General features: G+C 63.5%; 11 protein-coding genes. 7 read left to right on the forward strand and 4 right to left on the reverse strand.

All coding sequences use genetic code 11. The annotated features are described in order from the left end of the window. Positions 1-25 precede the first annotated feature (25 nt). The gene (locus DPM33_RS13520) at positions 26-3598 is read left to right on the forward strand and encodes an SdrD B-like domain-containing protein (protein WP_112097930.1); all 3573 of its coding nucleotides are present in this window, start codon (positions 26-28) and stop codon (positions 3596-3598) included. Positions 3599-3877: 279 nt separating this feature from the next. Here the strand turns inward: DPM33_RS13520 and DPM33_RS13525 are convergent, their stop codons facing one another. Both DPM33_RS13525 and DPM33_RS13530 read right to left on the reverse strand, forming a co-directional pair. Next, positions 3878-5170, reverse strand: coding sequence for an outer membrane protein (locus DPM33_RS13525; protein ID WP_112097931.1), 1293 nt, complete (start codon positions 5168-5170; stop codon positions 3878-3880). A 579-nt stretch (positions 5171-5749) separates the two neighbouring features. Continuing rightward, positions 5750-6028 (reverse strand): hypothetical protein, encoded by a 279-nt coding sequence (locus tag DPM33_RS13530; RefSeq protein ID WP_112097932.1) that lies wholly within the window; start codon positions 6026-6028, stop codon positions 5750-5752. A gap of 417 nt (positions 6029-6445) precedes the next feature. Between DPM33_RS13530 and DPM33_RS13535 the strand changes: the two genes are divergently transcribed. The 6 genes from DPM33_RS13535 to DPM33_RS13560 all read left to right on the forward strand — a co-directional run bounded on the left by DPM33_RS13535 (position 6446) and on the right by DPM33_RS13560 (position 14014). Continuing rightward, positions 6446-7339 carry an HNH endonuclease gene (locus DPM33_RS13535; protein ID WP_112097933.1) on the forward strand — a complete coding sequence of 298 codons (894 nt, stop codon included), beginning with the start codon at positions 6446-6448 and terminating at the stop codon, positions 7337-7339. Positions 7340-7545: 206 nt separating this feature from the next. After that, positions 7546-8586, forward strand: coding sequence for a LacI family DNA-binding transcriptional regulator (locus DPM33_RS13540; protein ID WP_112097934.1), 1041 nt, complete (start codon positions 7546-7548; stop codon positions 8584-8586). An 83-nt stretch (positions 8587-8669) separates the two neighbouring features. Next, the gene (locus DPM33_RS13545) at positions 8670-9908 is read left to right on the forward strand and encodes an ABC transporter substrate-binding protein (RefSeq protein WP_425373501.1); all 1239 of its coding nucleotides are present in this window, start codon (positions 8670-8672) and stop codon (positions 9906-9908) included. A 316-nt stretch (positions 9909-10224) separates the two neighbouring features. Next, entirely contained in the window at positions 10225-11145 is a 921-nt protein-coding gene (locus DPM33_RS13550; protein ID WP_112097935.1) for a carbohydrate ABC transporter permease, read from the forward strand. Beyond that, positions 11145-12002, forward strand: coding sequence for a carbohydrate ABC transporter permease (locus tag DPM33_RS13555; RefSeq protein ID WP_112097936.1), 858 nt, complete (start codon positions 11145-11147; stop codon positions 12000-12002). Before DPM33_RS13550 ends, DPM33_RS13555 begins: the two co-directional genes overlap by 1 nt. A gap of 23 nt (positions 12003-12025) precedes the next feature. After that, positions 12026-14014, forward strand: coding sequence for a glycoside hydrolase family 127 protein (locus DPM33_RS13560; RefSeq protein WP_112097937.1), 1989 nt, complete (start codon positions 12026-12028; stop codon positions 14012-14014). A gap of 11 nt (positions 14015-14025) precedes the next feature. Here DPM33_RS13560 and DPM33_RS13565 read toward each other — a convergent pair whose 3' ends face one another. Then, the gene (locus DPM33_RS13565) at positions 14026-14835 is read right to left on the reverse strand and encodes an endonuclease/exonuclease/phosphatase family protein (protein WP_167449060.1); all 810 of its coding nucleotides are present in this window, start codon (positions 14833-14835) and stop codon (positions 14026-14028) included. Between the two features lie 23 nt (positions 14836-14858). Then, entirely contained in the window at positions 14859-16319 is a 1461-nt protein-coding gene (locus DPM33_RS13570; RefSeq protein ID WP_112097938.1) for a phospholipase D-like domain-containing protein, read from the reverse strand. Between the last annotated feature and the right edge of the window lie 204 nt (positions 16320-16523).

The raw sequence follows: 16523 nt of genomic DNA on the forward strand, positions 1-16523 counted from the left end.
GCATTCGAATTGAAGGGGAAATGTCATGGCCACTGGCGATATTACCGACAATCTGACAGGCGATCCGCTCACCACATCCACCACGACTGAAAGCACTTCCTCCAATCCCCTTCCGCCGCTCGCCGTCTCCCTCGACCAGGCGGATCTGGATTACGCCCCCGGCGAGACCGTCGGGATCACGGCTACCGACGTAGCGGATGGCGGTTCGCTGTCGTTCTTGGTCGCGCATCGCAGCGCCGGCGCTGACGGAATCCTCGGTACTGCCGACGACGTGCTTACATACGACCTGACCGGCACCGGCACGCCCTGGACCGTCACCGATGGTGGCGTCGGCGATCTCGATGGCGTCGTCAACGGCTCGATCCAGACGTCGTGGTACGTCAACGGCGACGCGGCAAACCAGGCCTTCACGCTGACGGCGACGGACCAGGCAAGCGGCCAGGTCTCGACGGTGAATTTCACCGACGCCGCGACCCTGGTCGATCTAACTTTCAAAACCTCCGTGACGATCAACGGCGCGATCTTTTCGTCCTCGGATGTCGCCACCGGCGCCGGAACGGGTTTGCTTGATCCCTTCGTCCGCATTCAGAACAATGGCACGGAGCAGGGCTACAACACCGACGACAATGTCAAAGTGCTCGATGATACCCAAAAGGGCGGCAGTCAGTATGTTCATTCACTGAACATCGCCGACATTCCGATCCAATACGTGAATGGTGTCGGTTACTATCGATTTGATCTCGACATCAATGAGTCCAACACGTCCGCCGCGCAGAACCTTTCCCTGGATACGCTCCAGATCTGGCAGGCCACCGCCGGCAATTTGAGCAATTACGCGCCCGGAGCAAATCCGGATCAGGGAACCGGCGCCTTCCCGGTCGCTGACGGCGCCACGATGATCTACAATATGGATCAAGGCGGGGATAAGTTCGTCGGCCTCAACGGTGAGCTCCAGCCGGGCAGCGGCAACACCACCGACATGTCGTTCCTCATTCCGGTCGCCAGTTTCGATCCGACTAAGCCCTTTATCTATCTCTATTCCGGCTTCGGCTACCAGGCCGGCACCTTTCAAGGTCAGACGGAATCGGCGCCGAGCACCTGGACCGCTGATTCCGGTTTTGAGGAATGGAATCGCCAGATCGGCCAGGTGATCGATGGCCACAAGTTCAACGACCTGAACGCCGACCACGTCTGGGAGGCCGGGGAGCCGGCGCTCGCCGGCTGGAAGATCTATCTGGATGTGAACAACAACAACACGTGGGACGCGGGCGAACCGTTCACCTTCACCGACGCAAACGGCTATTACAAATTCACGGTCACGCCCGGCACCTACACGGTTCGCGAGGTGCAGCAGGCGGGATGGTCGCAGGATGCGCCGAACAATGCGCAGGGCGAATACAACATCACCGTGGTGGCCGGCGCGGACAGCCACAACAACGACTTCGGCAATTTCCAGTTGGCCTCGATCTCGGGCCACAAATATCTCGACGCCGACGGCAGCCTGGCGACGACCGGTGACCGCACCGTGGTGAGCGGCTGGACGATCACGCTCTACAACGACGCCAACCACAACAACATCGCCGATGCCGGCGAGCAGGTGGCGCAGACGACGACCGACGCCAACGGCCTCTACCAGTTCACCGGATTGCTGCCCGGCGACTACCTGATCAAGGAACAGGACCAGGCGGGCTGGACGCATGTAAGCCCGGTGCAGATCAACCAGAACAACGTCACCTCCGGCCAGAACCTGACCAACCAGGACTTCATCAACACGCAGCTCGGCTCGATCTCGGGTCACAAATATGTCGACGCCGACGGCAACCTGGCGACGACCGGCGATGAGACCGGGGTGAGCAACTGGACGATCACGCTCTACAACGACGCCAACCACAACAACGTCGCCGATGCCGGCGAGCAGGTGGCACAGACGACGACTGATGGCACAGGCGCCTACCAGTTCACCGGGCTGGCGCCTGGCGACTACATCATCAAGGAAGAAGATAAGGCGGGCTGGACGCATCTGAGCCCGGTGCAGATCAACCAGAACAGCCTGACCGGCGGCCAGGACCTGACCAACCAGGACTTCATTAACTTCAAGCTGTTCGAGGTCTCCGGTCACAAGTTCGAGGACGTCAACGGCGACGACGGCACGCCCGGCCACACCTCCGACGACAAAGCATGGGCCGGCGTCACCATCTTCATCGACGCCAACAACAACCAGACGTTGGACCTCGGCGAGCTGTCGACGACGACGGACGCCAACGGCTTCTGGCAGTTCACCGGGCTCGACGCCAGCTATGCCGGCGACAAGGTCTACGAGGTCCTGCCGGGCGGCTCGGTGCAGACGCTGGGCCAGGCCGGCTATACCATCACCGGCACCTCCGGCACCAACCAGGACGATCTCGACTTCGCCAACTTCAAGCTGTTCGAGATCTCCGGTCACAAGTTCGAGGACGTCAACGGCGACGACGGCACGCCCGGCCACACCTCCGACGACAAGGCATGGGCCGGCGTCACCATCTTCATCGACGCCAACAACAACCAGACGTTGGACCTCGGCGAGCTGTCGACGACGACGGACGCCAACGGCTTCTGGCAGTTCACCGGGCTCGACGCCAGCTATGCCGGCGACAAGGTCTACGAGGTCCTGCCGGGCGGCTCGGTGCAGACGCTGGGCCAGGCCGGCTATACCATCACCGGCACCTCGGGCACCAACCAGGACGATCTCGACTTCGCCAACTTCAAGTTCTTCTCGGTCTCGGGCACCAAGTACGAGGACCTGACCGGCGACGGTAAGACGGCGGACGACATTCCATGGTCGCACGATCCTGTGACGATCTACATCGACGAGAACGGCAACCACGTGTTTGACGCCGGCGACCTTTCAACGACGACGGGGGCCGGTGGCGCCTGGTCGATCGGCGGTCTGACGCTCGCGGATGTCGGCAAGAGCATCTACGAAGTGGTGCCGGCCGGCTCGCAGCAGACCGGCATCCTCGTGCAGACGGTCGACAATCCCGGCAGCGGCGGCGTCGACACCGGCAACGACTTCACCAACTTCCTGCCACCGGCCGGTCAGGGCTTGACGCCTGGCTTCTGGAAGAACCACATCGATATCTTGAACCAGGAATTGGGCGAGTTCCATTCGGGCTGGACCTCCAAGACCTCCTTTGAAACCATCTTCGGTTTCCAGAACCTGTCGAAGATCCCCGGAACACCCTCGATCGCGGATGCGCTGGGAGCCCACGGTGGTGGCGTGAACCACCTCGAACGTTCCTCGGCTGCGGCGTTTCTCTCCGCTGCCGTCACTGCCGTGCCCGACGGCCCCGGCGGAAAACCGGAGCTCAATTTCAGTTTCTCCGCGTCGACCAGCTCGAATCCGGCCATCATCTCTATTCTCAATCTGATCGACGCGAACCACGACCACACGCTGCAACCGGGCGAGGTGACGGCCGCGGTGCGGGATGTCCTCAACGACACCGGCGCCCCGACCAACAACTTCGGCCTGACCGGACAACCGGGGATAGACGATGTCGCCAACGCCTTCGACGCCATGAACAACCAGCCGCATCCGGACGCCAGTGTCTTCCTCATTTGACGAACTGTGCGCAAATCTCGAGATCGGGGGCACCTTGCCCCCGATCGTTCGGTCAAAGAGCGCAATCAAATAAAGGGCTCGCGCGACTGACGCAGGCGGGCAGAGTACGAGACCGAACGGCCCACGACAACTTTCCTAAAGCGAACGGAGCGGGCGCTACTTTCTCAATTGTCAAGTTGGGCTCCGCACCTTCAGGAGGGAAAGCTGCGCGGAGTGACCCGGCAAAAAGAAAAGCCCGCCATTCGGCGGGCTTTCTTTGCTTTGGCTGGAGGCCCTTGCTTAGTTGAACTTGTACTTGGCGTCGATGCGCACGGTGTGGAAGGACGGCGTCGAGGTGATGGTGCCGTCCGGCGCGCCGAGCACCGACGAGAAATCGTGCTTTTCGAACTGCGAGTAGCGATATTCGAGGCCGACCGTCATCTTGTCCGACACGGCCGTTTCGAGGCCGGCGCCGACCGAGAAGCCGCTCGACCCCCAGTCGACGATGTCGCCGATCGGGTCGGAAGCGTTGAGGTCGAAATGCTGCCAGCTGTAGCCGGCCAGCGCGTAGGCGAGCGTCGCTTCGTTGACCTTCATGCCGACGCGCCCGAGCACGTCGAAGCCGTAGTCGGTGTCGAGGTTGATAGAGCCGCCGCCGAGATCGAGCTTCGAGGTCATGCCGGAATAGCGCGCGTCGACCAGAACGCCCGCAACCCAGGTGCCGAAGTCCTGGTCGTAGCCGAGGCTGGCCTCGCCGAACACGCCTTCGCCGCCAATGCCGTTGAGCTTCACGCCGGCCGGCGGAACTTCGAGCTGATGCACCGACGCGCCGGCGCCGAGCCCGCCGCCGACATAGAAGCCGGTCCAGTTGTAGGTCGGCGTCTCGAAGCTCGCGCCACCGCCATTGGCCGCGTTGAAGCGGTAGCTGGCAGCGACCTCGAAAGTATGGCGGGAGGTATCGAGGTTGAGTGCGCCGTCCGGCGCGCCGAATTGTGACAGGAGATCGTCCTTGGTGCTGAAGCGGGTGTAGCGGTACTCGCCCTTGAGCGTCCAGTTGCTGTTGATGGCGGTTTCGACACCGGCACCGACGAAGTAACCGCCCTGGTCCCAGTCCATGCCGAAGCCGGCATTGGTGTCGAGCTTGTACTTCTGCCAGGCGTAGCCGCCCAGGACGTAGCCCAGCGTGCTCGGCGTCACGAGATAGCCGGCGCGCACGCCGACGTCGAAGCCGTAGGTTTCCTTGACATCGGCATTGAGGCCGAACGCATCGAGCGAGGTCTTGATCGTGCCGACATGCGCGTCGAGCAGGCCGCCGAGCAGGAAGCGCTGCGACACCATGTAATCGTAGCCGACGGTAGCCTGGCCAAAGATGCCTTCGCCGCCGATGCCGTTGAGCGAAATCGGAGCGAAATCGGTGCCGATCTCATGTACATTGGCACCGGCGCCGACACCGAAGCCGACATAGAGACCGCTCCAGTTGAAGCCCGGAGCCGCCTGCTCCTGGACGACGTCGGCGGCATGCGCGGCCGACATCAAAGCGAGCGCCGAAACGGCGCCCAGCAAAACGGATTTCGCAGAAATACGAAGAAACATAACCCCATGACCCCAATTTAAACCCGGCCGTCTTCTAGCAGGGGTTGTCGAAAATATTGGTGGCAGAAATGCCACAGTCAGGGTCAAACTGCCCGGCGTTTAGGCAATTTCCCGCAGGATTCCGGGGAGTTCCGGCAAAATCCACCCAAAAAAGGTCAAGTCGGTTGTGGAAAGTCGGCACAACTGATCCGCCCACTGAGGTTGCGGAGCAGTTGTGCATTCGCAAGCGCAATCGCCTGGCAGCAGTTGACGCTCCGGCGAGGCTCGCCTCCTAACGAAGCGCCGCCGTCTCATCATCACAATGAATGGCGACAGGGCGCGACTGTCCGTGGGAGCTTCGAAGTCTTGAAAGTCAGGCAACCTCGAAGGGCGGTGTCTACGTGAAAGCAGTTGGCCTCTACCGATGTCCAGGAGATCCGCCATTCGCCTGCGTCCTGGAGGGGGCCAAAGGCACATACGTCACTGAAAGCGCGTATCGTGCCGGGCGGCACAAGCCCGACTTCGACGCGTTGCCTTGGGAGAGCGAATACCGGGCCATAAAGGAACGAAACGCGGCGGAGTAGACGCGCGGACGCTCCGTCAGGCTTCTTCGTCCATCTTGTACAAGGGCAGATCGGAGTTGACGATCAGCCACTGCCTGACGATCAAGCGCAGCAATTGCGGTTTCGAGACCCGCCTCTCGGCCGCCACGCCCTCCAGCGCAACCTCGACGTCGGCTTCCAGGTTCACGTCGCCGCCGCGCGCATTTCGCAACAGCAGGGCAGCCCGGCGAATCAGCGCCCTCAGGTCGGCGCCCGACATCTCCGCGCTGCGATCCGCGGCTAGTTGGAGCTCTTCGATGAAGTTCGCCGTCGCCATTCCGCTACCCTAGTGCCGCTGGGTGAAACCGGCCACCAACCATCCGGCGATTCTGGGGTCATCCACAAGTCATTGGGCTCGGCGGTGGAAAAGGTACAGGCTCGGAGGCAGCGGTCGCGGCGCGCGCTGCTGAAGCGGTCCGGCACCCGTTTGGCCGGGGGGAAGGCCAGCACGGGCGCCGGGCCTGACCGGCGAGGGCTCCTGTTGGCGGCACCGGCTGATCAATTATATGCAATTTCGCTAATATATTCGCCGTGCGAACGAAGGATGGAGGAAGGTTGATTCGATGGCGTGGGTCATTTGGCCGACGCACGGACCTGCCGGCCAAAGAAGAAAGCCAGGTCGGCCCTAGACCAAACCCCCAACATGGGGCTGTATGAGCTTTGACGCATTCCAAGTAACGCATTGCAGACGATCATGGCATTTGGGGTTTTCATTCACCGCTCCGATTCGATCTACGACGACAGCCCTGCTGAGCAATACCAGTTTCCTCGCCAGTATCTGGGTCGTGTGGAAGCATGCGTCGGCGACTGGATCATCTACTACGAACCGAGCAAGGTGAATGGCACCCGCGGCTATTTTGCTGTCGCCAAGGTCCAGCAGGTCATTCCCGATCCTGCTGCGCCGGGTATGTGTCGCGCCCTGATCGAGCCTGGCACCTACCTAGATTTCGTCAAACCTGTCCCATTCAACGGAAGCGACGGTCTCGTCGAGCGCGGCCTGCTGAACGATGAGGGAAAACTTTCCGGTCGTGCCCAATCAGCCGTCCGCGCCATCAGCCCAGCCGATTTCAATCGCATTATCGATCTCGGCCTGGATACGAACGAATTGCCGCTACCGCGCGTCGATGAGGTCGATACCGGCCTTCAAGAAGACCAGGCACCATTCGAGTTCGAGCAAACGCGCAATCGCGTAAGTTACCTTGGCTCGCGTATCGTGCGGGACCGAATCTTCCGCCGCATCGTCTTGCGCGCCTATGACGAGCGCTGCGCCATCACGGGACTGAAGTTGATTAATGGCGGCGGCCGAGCCGAGGTATCGGCTGCCCATATTCGCCCGGTCGAGGACAACGGCCCGGATGTCATCAACAACGGGATCGCTCTGTCAGGCACGGCGCATTGGATGTTCGATCGTGGCTTGATCAGCCTGTCCGACGATCTGGAAATCCTGATCTCACGGCAGGTCAACGATCGCGACAGCGTGCAGGGGTTCATCAACAAGACGCACCGCGCGCTCCGGCCGCGTCGACAGTCGGATCGCCCGCATCCTCGGTTCTTGCAGTGGCACCGCGAGTGTTGTTTTAAGCAGTGAGAGGCCGCCACCTTGGACGGTGCCACGTCAATCGCCGGATCGGTTGTCACAAAAAAATCCTTGCCTTCACGTCCGTCTTCACCATAAGCTCCCCAACTGAGAAAACCTTTTCCCAACCCTTTGCTTTCGACATCCGCCCCCCGGTCCGAATGCGCAGGCCTCTGTGAGAAAAGGTTTTCTCAACTAGGGAGGGTCCTGCGCCGAAAATGGTTTCAGACGCCGAGTCAGCGCCTGTCTTTGCCAAGCCCGTCACGCTCCGCGAGGTGGCGGTGTCCGCCGGCGTCAGCGTCGCGACGGCCTCGAAGGCGCTTAACGGGCAGGGGCGCATGACCGCCGAAACGCGCGAGCGCATCCGCGAGACGGCCAGGCTGCTCGGCTTCCGGCCGAACAGTCTGGCGCAGAGCCTGCTTCGGCGCCGCTCCTTCACCGTCGGCCTGCTGACCAACGATACCTATGGCCGCTTCTCGCTGCCGCTGATGGCAGGTGTGTCCGACGCGCTGGTCGACAATGGCGTGTCGGTCTTCCTGTGCAATGTCGAGGACGACACGCGGCTCGGCCAGTTGCATGTCGAGGCCATGCTTGACAAGCGCGTCGACGGCATCATCGCCACCGGAAAACGCATCGATCGCCATCTGCCGGTCGACCTCGCCAACCTGCGCGTGCCGGTCGTCTATGCCTTCACCCAGCCCGACGCCGGCGCGGTCGGCTTCGTCTCCGATGACGCCGACGGCGCGCGGCTGGCGGTCGAGCATTTCTGCCGGCTCGGGCGGCGCCGCATCGCCCATGTCAGCGGTCCGGCGAGCTTCGCGGTGGTGAACACACGCGCCGGTGCTTATCGCGCCGTGCTTCAGGAAAACAATCTGCCGGCCATCGAGCCGCTGCTCGGCGCCTGGTCGGAAGCGTGGGGCCACGAGGCGGTGGCAAAACTGTTCGGGGGCAGGGGCGAGCGGCCGGACGCGGTCTTCTGCGGCAACGACCAGATCGCCCGCGGCGTCATCGACGCGCTGCGCGAGCGCGGCATCCGCGTGCCCGACGAGGTCGGCGTCATCGGCTTCGACAATTGGGAGATCGTGGCCGAGGCGACGCGCCCGCCGCTGACCTCGGTCGACATGAACCTGGCGAGCCTCGGCCGCGAGGCCGGGCTCGCGCTGCTTTCGCTCGTCGACGGCCAGCCGGCCGCGCCGGGCATCAGGAAACTGCCGTGCCGGCTGGTGGTGCGTCAGTCATGCGGCAGTCCGCCGGAATGAAGCAACAAGGCCGCGCGCCGGATCCGCCGGGCGGCACGGCCAAAACTGGGAGGAGAACCATGAGGAGGAACAACGTGAAAACCATGCTTGCCAAGCTGGCGCTTGCCGCGGCCGTCATCGGCGGCGGCCTGCAGGCGGCGTCCGCCGAGACCGCCAACATCTGGGTTCGCGCCGACGGCTCGAACTTCATGCCGCGCATCGTCGACGCCTTCAACAAGGCGCATAAGGACCAGATCAAGCTCGACATCATCCCCAATGCCGAGATCATCCCGAAATATGGCGCCGCCGCCGCCGGCGGCACGGCGCCCGACGCACTGTCGCTCGACCTGATCTACACCCCGTCCTTCGCCGCCGCCGGCCAGCTCGAGGACATCACCGACTGGGCGAAATCCTTGCCCTATTTCGCCAGCCTGTCGCCGGCGCATGTGAAGACCGGCACCTACAAGGACCACATCTACGGCCTGCCGTTCTCGGCCGACGCCTCGGTGCTGATCTGGAACAAGAAGCTGTTCAAGCAGGCGGGGCTCGACCCGGAGAAGGGGCCGACCAACTGGGCCGAGATCGAGGCCGATGCCGAAAAAGTCAACGCGCTCGGCGGCGATATCAAGGGCTTCTATTTCTCCGGCAATTGCGGCGGCTGCAACATCTTCACCTTCACGCCGCTGATCTGGGCCTCGGGCGGCGACATCCTGTCGGAAGACGGCTCGAAGGCGACGCTCGACAGCCCGCAGCTGCGCGGCGCCATCGACCTCTACCGCTCGATGGTCAAGAAGGGCCTGGTGCCTGAAGGCGCGCAGACCGACACCGGCTCCAACTTCTTCGCCGCCTTTGCCGGCGGCAAGATCGGTATTTCGCCGTCAGGCGCCTTCGCCATCGGCGCGCTCAACACGCAGTACCCCGACATCGACTACGGCATCACCTTCCTGCCGGGCAAGGATGGCGGCTGGTCGTCCTTCGCCGGCGGCGACAATTTCGTCGTCACCAAGGGCACCAAGAAGATCGGTGTGGTGAAGCAGTTCCTCGACTTCGCCTATTCGCTCGAGGGCCAGACGATCCTGGCCAAATATGGCAGCCTGCCGGTGCGCAACGACATCGCCAAGGATGCGCTGAAGGACCTCGACCCGCGCTACCAGGTGGCGGCCGAGGCGATGGCCAAGGGCAAGACGCCTTATTCGGTGGTGTTCAACGACCTGATCAACTCCGCCAACGGGCCGTGGACGCAGATGGTCAACGAGGTGTTCTTCGGCGACGACGTCGACGGCGCCATCAAGAACGCGCAGGACACCATGCAGTCGATCATCGACCAGGCGCCGAACAAGTAACACAGGGCCTACAGGCGGCGGGCAATGCGCAACGCCTTGCCGCCGAAAGCTCTGACCGGCCGCCCGCCCGTCTCCCTGGCCGGGCGGCCGGACGATGCATCGCTGAATGGCAGGATATTGTGTTGAGACAGCGTTCGAACGGCTCGATCTGTGAGCAGGTGGGCTCCCCCTTCTCCCCTTGTGGGAGAAGGTGGCCGCGAAGCGGTCGGCTGAGGGGTGCTCCAGGGAACGCCAGCGTCTCACTCCGCTGGAACACCCCTCATCCGTCGCCTTCGGCGACACCTTCTCCCACAAGGGGAGAAGGGAAAGCGCAGCCATGACCGCCATCACTGCAACCGCCGCCCGCGCCAGACTCCGCACCGCCACCAACCTCAGGCAATGGGTCGGCCTGCTCTATGTCCTGCCGGCCGTCGCTTTGGTCACCGTCTTCTTCGTCATCCCGCTTGGCATGACGGCCTGGATGTCGCTCCACAACTGGCCGCTGATGGGCGAGCATTCCTTCGTCGGTCTCGACAATTACGTCGCGATCCTGCGCGACACGCGCTTCTGGAACGCGCTCAAATTCACCTTCTATTACACGATGATCGTCACCATCGCGATCTTCGCCGTCGCGTTCCCGCTGGCGATCTTCATCGAAAAGCCGCGTCCGCTCACCAATCTCTACCGCACCGCCTTCTTCATGCCGGCGGTGGTGGGTTTCGCGTCGGCCAGCCTGCTCTGGTCCTGGCTGCTCAATGTCGATTCCGGCCTATTCAGCCCGGCCGCTTACGACCTCGGCCTGACCGAGAAGAAGGTCAATCTCCTGGCCACCTTCCAGCCGGCCTTCTGGTCGATCATCGCCATGGTGGTGTGGAAGGTCGCCGGCTTCACCATGATCATCCTGATGACCGGCCTGCAGTCGATACCGCAGGATCTGCAGGAGGCCGCCGTCATCGACGGGGCAGGGCCGTTCGCCAGGTTCAGGGCGATCACCTTGCCGCTGATGCGCCGCACCCTGGCGCTGGCGCTGATCCTGTCGGTCGCGGGCTCCATCCTTGCCTTCGACCAGTTCTACATCATCCTGCGCGGCGGCCCGCGCAACCAGACGCTGACCGCCGTCTACTGGATCTTCAACCAGTCCTTCGTCTCGTTCAAGCTCGGCTACGGCGCGGCGCTCTCCATGGTGCTGCTGGTCATCCTGGTGGCGCTCAGCCTCGTCCAGCTCTGGCTGCTGCGCAAACCCGAGGGGCTCGACTGATGGCCGAGGCGATGTCTAAGAACCGCAAGGCCGCCTTCAGCCTCGCCCGGCATTCCACCGGCATCATCGCCTCGGTGCTGTTTTTGGCGCCGATCGTCTGGACCGTGCTGTCGACCTTCAAGCCGGCGCAGGAGGCGCGCCAGCCGCCGCTGCCGCCATGGCCGACCACCGGCTTTTCGATCGAAAATTACGAGACGCTGAACTCCTTCGGCGACGGGCTCTGGGTCTCGGCGCAGAACAGCATCTATGTGTCGGTGATGACGGTGCTGCTCTCGGTGCTGGTCAGCGTGCTTGCCGGCTACGGCTTCTCGCGCTTCCGCTTCCCGTTCCGGGATTTCTTCTTCGTCCTCATCCTGTCGACGATCATGATCCCGTTCCAGTCGATCCTGACGCCGATCTTCCTGGTGCTGACCAGACTCGGCCTGCACAACACGCTGACCGGGCTGGTCTGCGTCTATGTCACGCTGCAGCTGCCGTTCTCGATCTTCATGATGCGCAACGCCTTCGACGCGGTGCCGCGCGAGATCGAGGAGGCGGCGCGCATGGATGGCGCCAACAACGTCACCATGCTCGTCAAGGTGATGCTGCCACTGGTCTGGCCGGGCGTCGTCACCATCGCGCTGTTTGCCTTCCTCGGCGCCTGGAACGAGTTCCTGGCGGCGCTCGTGCTGATGACCGACCAGTCCAAATTCACCCTGCCGGTGATGATGACGGCGCTTCAGTCCGGCCGCTTCGGCGCCATCGACTGGGGCGCGGTGCAGGCCGGCGTCACGGTGATGATGGTGCCCTGCCTGATCCTGTTCCTGGCACTGCAGCGCTTCTACATCCGCGGCCTCATGGCCGGGGCCGTCAAATAAATCGCATTCGATGGAGTGACGTTATGACCGCATCGCAACCCGCCGCCGCAACCGGGACTGCCAAGCCGAAGCTCGCCTTCCGGCCGCTGCCCGTGCCGCAGGTCGATGTCCGAGGCTTCTGGGGCGACCGTGTCGACGCGGTGGCCGCCAAGACAGCCGGCATCCTCTACGACCGCTGCGTCGAGGCGCGCATGCTGGAGCAGATCGATCCCGACCGGCCGTCGCCCGGCCTCGTCATCCCGTTCCATTCGCCGTCGCCGGACGAGGCGAACGCCCAGGGCGCCGAGTTCACCGGCTCGACGGTGACGACGCAGATGTTCTGGGATTCCGACTGGGGCAAGACCATCGAGACGGCGGCCTATTCGCTCTACCGCCGCCGCAACCCCGATCTCGAAAAGAAGATCGACGCCGTCATCGACATGTACGGCAAGCTGCAGCAGCCTGACGGCTACCTCTCGAGCTGGTACCAGCGCATCCAGCCCGGCCTGCGCTGGACCAACCTGCGCGACTGCCACGAACTCTACTGCGCCGGCCATCTGATCGAGGGCGCCGTCGCCTACTATCAGGCGACCGGCAAGCGCAAGCTGCTCGACATCATGAGCCGCTACGCCGACCACATCGCCTCGAGGTTCGGCCCCGAACCGGGCAAGCGCAAGGGTTATTGCGGCCACGAGGAGATCGAGCTGGCGCTGGTCAAGCTGGCGCGGGTGACGGGCGAGAAGAAATACATGGAGCTCGCGAAATACTTCATCGACCAGCGCGGGCAGCAGCCGCATTATTTCGACGAAGAGGCGCGCGCTCGCGGCGCCGACCCGAAGGCCTATCACTTCAAGACCTACGAGTATAACCAGTCGCACAAGCCGGTGCGCGAGCAGGACAAGGTCGTCGGCCACGCGGTCCGGGCGATGTACCTCTTCTCCGGCATGGCCGATGTCGCCACCGAATATGGCGACGACAGCCTGCGCACGGCGCTCGACAGGCTTTGGGACGATCTCATGACCAAGAGCCTCTACGTCACCGGCGGCATCGGCCCGTCGGCGCACAATGAGGGCTTCACCAGCGACTACGACCTGCCCAACGACACCGCCTATGCCGAGACCTGCGCCTCGGTCGGCCTGGTGTTCTGGGCAAGCCGCATGCTCGGCATGGGGCCGAACACCCGCTACGCCGACATGATGGAGCGCGCTTTATACAACGGCTCGATCTCGGGCCTGTCGCTCGACGGCTCGCTGTTCTTCTACGAGAATCCGCTGGAGAGCCGCGGCGGCCATCATCGCTGGAAATGGCACCGCTGCCCGTGCTGCCCGCCCAATATCGGCCGCATGGTGGCCTCGATCGGCAGCTATTTCTACGGCCTCGCCGACGATGCGCTGGCCGTGCACCTCTACGGCGACTCGACCGCCCGCTTCGAGATCGCCGGCCGGCAGGTCTCCTTGGTCCAGACCTGCAACTATCCCTGGGACGGCGCGGTCGCGATCGAGGTCGGGCCGGAGGCGCCGGTGGAGTTCACCCTCCATCTGCGCATACCCGCCTGGTGCCGCAAGGCGGCGCTCAAGGTGAACGGCAAGATGCTCGATCTCGAAGCGGCGACGAGCGACGGCTACGCCGCGATCCGCCGAGAATGGCGCCAGGGCGACCGCGTCGAGCTCGACCTCGAAATGTCGATGGCGCGCCTCTTCGCCAACCCGAATGTGCGCCAGGACATCGGCCGCGTGGCGCTGGCGCGCGGCCCGCTGCTCTACTGTGTCGAGGAAACCGACAATGGCGGCGGGCTGCACCGCATCGCCTTGCCGCGCACGGCCAGGCTGGAGGCGCACAAGGAACCGAACCTGCTCGGCGGCGTCGTCACGCTCTCGGCCATCGGCAGCCGCGCCGAAACCGAGAACTGGGGCGCCGATCTCTATCGTCCCGAACCGCCGGCGACGGAAGAGACGAAGCTCAAGGCCGTTCCCTATTTCGCCTGGGACAACCGCGATCCCGGCGAGATGCTGGTCTGGCTGAGGGAAGGGTAGGGCGGCTTACCTCAAAGATGCACGAAGGCCGTCAGCGGCAGGTGGTCGGAGGCGACGCGCGACAGCGGTGTATCATGCGCCTCCACCGCTGAGACAAGGTCGTGCCGGTTGCCCATGATGCGGTCGAGCGCCAGCACCGGCAGGCCTGACGGGAAGGTCGGCACCGCCGGCGGCGTCGGACCGAAGGTGGTGTGCAGCGTGTTCAGCGCCGAGCGGTTGCCGAGCCGCCATTCGTTGAGGTCGCCGAGCAGCAGCGTCGGCCTTTCGTCGGCGCTGCTCATGATGTCGAGCACGACGCGCGCCTGTTCTGAGCGCGAGCGGCGCAGCAGGCCGAGATGGGCGGCAATGACGCGCAGGCTCCGTTTCTCGTCGAGATCGATCTCGGCGACCAGCGCACCGCGCGGCTCCAGCCCCGGCAGCTTGATCTGGTGGACGTCGCGCACCGTGCCGCGCTTGAACAGAAGCACATTGCCGCGCCAGCCATGCCCCTTGCCGTTGCCGCTGACCGGCACCGGAACCAGCCCCGTCTCCAGTTCCAGGCGGTTGAGGTCGAGCAGTCCGGCTTTGTCGCCAAAGCGGTTGTCGGCTTCCTGCAGCGCGATCACGTCCGGGCTCATTTCGCGGATGACGCGCGCCGTCCTTTCGGGGTCGAACCTGCGGTCGGTGCCGATGCATTTGTGGACGTTGTAGGAGGCAACCACGATCTCGGCGCCGTTGACGCGCTTGCGCGGCGTCGCCTTCGCTTTGCGCGCGCTTCTGCCGCGGATGGAGAGCAGTACGGTCTCGGGGAGGCTGCGGCCTTTGATGTCGTTGATCTCCATGATCCCGATGCTCGGTTCCTGTTCTAAAGATAGGGCGATCCCAGCCACAGCAAGCGGTCGAAGACGCGGATAATGAAAGGCCTTTCCTTCAGCGTCTGCAACGTCACCGGCTTTGCGGTGGAAATGGCGGCCGCGATGCGGGCGTCGATCTCGGCGGCGAAATTGTGGTCCAGCACTTCCATGTCGATCTCGAAATTCAGCCGCAGCGAGCGGGCGTCCAGATTGGAAGATCCGACATAGGCCCACACGCCGTCGATCGCCATCAGCTTCGAATGGTCGAACGAGCCTTCGTGACGCCAGACATGGCAATAGTGCTTCAACACCTGGTCGAACTGCGCCGTCATCGCATGATCGACGAGGAAGAGATTGTTCACCGCCGGCACGACGATGTCGATTTCGACGCCGCGGCGGCCGGCCGTGGTCAGCGCGCTGATGAATTCCCGGTCCGGCAGGAAATAGGGCGACATGATGCGGATCGATTTGCGGGCGACCGAGAACGCCCCCATCAGCAGCTTCAGGTTGGTTTCGTTCGAGGCGTCCGGCCCTGATGCCACCGCGCGCACCAGCATTGGCTGCCCTGGCGGCGGGACTGCCCGCTCGACCTGCCAGGGACCGTCCTTCAAGGCCTCGTTGCCGGCAAAGCGCCAGTCCTCGGCGGCGACCGAGAACAGATCGGCCACCACCGGCCCGCTCACCTCGAAATGCGTATCGCGCGAGCTTTCCGAGCCGGCGAATTCGGCTGAGAAGCCTTTTCGGATATTCATGCCTCCCGTGAAGGCCACCATGCCGTCGACGATCAGGATCTTCCTGTGGGTCCTGAGATTGGCATAGGGAAGCCTCAGGCCCATGACGATGTTGCCGTTGAAGAGATCGACGGTGACGTCGGCTTCCCTGAGCTCTTTCAGGATGCTGGGTACCGAATAGCGCACGCCGACGGCGTCGATCAGCACCCGCACTGTGACGCCGCGCTTGACGGCGTTGCCGAGCGACTCGACGAAAATCGCGCCAACTGCATCATTGTCGAAAATATAGGTCTCCAGAAGCACGCTGCTTTGTGCTGCGTCGATCGCCCGGCACATCGCCGTATAGGCCTCGTCGCCGGTCTTGAGCACGGCGATGGTGTTTCCAGAGGTGAGGGGACGCCGCACCACCCGGTCGCCAAGCGTCTTCAGCCCGGTGAAACGCTGGCCGTATTCGGCGCTGATCAGGGCTTCCAGCGCAACGTCGCGGTCGTGCCTGGCCGCGGCCGCCTCGCTGGAAACTGGGCGCATGGCGCTGATCGTCGCGCGGCGGATGCGGTTGATGCCGGCAATGGCGTAGATGATCGCGCCGAGGAAGGGCGACAGAAGCATGACGCCGACCCAGCCGGTGGCGGCGCGCACGTCCTCCTTCGTCATGATGGCATGCACGATGCCAACCGCCGCCATCGCCAGCGAGAGGAGCAGGATAAGCGTCGACCAGTGACTCGCAATCGCCTCGAACATCGGCCCGACTATTGTGCGGACGGGCGCGGAAGGCAATGCGGGCGGTCGGCGCAAAACAAGGAGAAGCTCTTCGCGGGTGATCAGGAGGCAGGTCGTATGGCTGATCGTCGAAGTTTGACCCGTCCTTAAGTCCATTGAGCGAGCCAGAGTTTGTTCAGGTCGGATGGCCACCCGAGGGCATTTATCACATGCGCTTATAGGCCC

Origin of the sequence: Mesorhizobium hawassense, assembly GCF_003289945.1 — a bacterium.
GTDB classification, from domain to species: domain Bacteria; phylum Pseudomonadota; class Alphaproteobacteria; order Rhizobiales; family Rhizobiaceae; genus Mesorhizobium; species Mesorhizobium hawassense.

Excerpts from the sequence above, each read along its gene's own strand:
- DPM33_RS13520 (WP_112097930.1), top strand. The coding sequence starts at position 26 with ATGGCCACTGGCGATATTACCGACAATCTGACAGGCGATCCGCTCACC.
- DPM33_RS13525 (WP_112097931.1), bottom strand. The coding sequence starts at position 5,170 with ATGTTTCTTCGTATTTCTGCGAAATCCGTTTTGCTGGGCGCCGTTTCG.
- DPM33_RS13530 (WP_112097932.1), bottom strand. The coding sequence starts at position 6,028 with ATGGCGACGGCGAACTTCATCGAAGAGCTCCAACTAGCCGCGGATCGC.
- DPM33_RS13535 (WP_112097933.1), top strand. The coding sequence starts at position 6,446 with ATGGCATTTGGGGTTTTCATTCACCGCTCCGATTCGATCTACGACGAC.
- DPM33_RS13540 (WP_112097934.1), top strand. The coding sequence starts at position 7,546 with ATGGTTTCAGACGCCGAGTCAGCGCCTGTCTTTGCCAAGCCCGTCACG.
- DPM33_RS13545 (WP_425373501.1), top strand. The coding sequence starts at position 8,670 with ATGCTTGCCAAGCTGGCGCTTGCCGCGGCCGTCATCGGCGGCGGCCTG.
- DPM33_RS13550 (WP_112097935.1), top strand. The coding sequence starts at position 10,225 with ATGACCGCCATCACTGCAACCGCCGCCCGCGCCAGACTCCGCACCGCC.
- DPM33_RS13555 (WP_112097936.1), top strand. The coding sequence starts at position 11,145 with ATGGCCGAGGCGATGTCTAAGAACCGCAAGGCCGCCTTCAGCCTCGCC.
- DPM33_RS13560 (WP_112097937.1), top strand. The coding sequence starts at position 12,026 with ATGACCGCATCGCAACCCGCCGCCGCAACCGGGACTGCCAAGCCGAAG.
- DPM33_RS13565 (WP_167449060.1), bottom strand. The coding sequence starts at position 14,835 with ATGGAGATCAACGACATCAAAGGCCGCAGCCTCCCCGAGACCGTACTG.
- DPM33_RS13570 (WP_112097938.1), bottom strand. The coding sequence starts at position 16,319 with ATGTTCGAGGCGATTGCGAGTCACTGGTCGACGCTTATCCTGCTCCTC.